Here is a 393-nt window from a genome sequence, read left to right on the forward strand (position 1 = left end):
GCGAGATCGACTGGCCCGAGGCCGACCTCGGTGCCCGCCCCCGCCCGGCCTCGGCGGTCCCGGGCAGCTGGACGCCGCTCGGCATGCGGTTCGAACCGGGCAAGGAGACCTTCGCGCCCTCGGACAGCACCGGCTGGCACGTCGCGACGACCGAGTGGGACAAGGGCATCGTCCGGTTCTACTGGGACGGCAAGCTCGTCTCGTCGACCACCAAGGCGGTGCCGACGACGGCCTTCCGCGTGACCATGCAGGCGGAGACCACCACGAACGGCGGGGCGATCCCGGCGAGCGCGGTCGGGCACGTCAGCGTGGACTGGATCGCGATCTGGAACTGACCGGGCGCCGGCGCCGCTGACCGACGCGGGGACCGGGGCGGCCGCGGCCGCTCAGCGG

At 74.3% G+C, this 393-nt stretch carries 1 pseudogene; it reads left to right on the plus strand.

Annotation, left to right across the window (positions count from 1 at the left end):
- Positions 1-335: pseudogene (locus BIV01_RS01975) on the plus strand (hypothetical protein); the annotation flags it as partial.
- Positions 336-393: the final 58 nt, after the last annotated feature.

The organism is Curtobacterium sp. MCBA15_013 (genome assembly GCF_001865095.1).
Lineage (GTDB): Bacteria > Actinomycetota > Actinomycetes > Actinomycetales > Microbacteriaceae > Curtobacterium.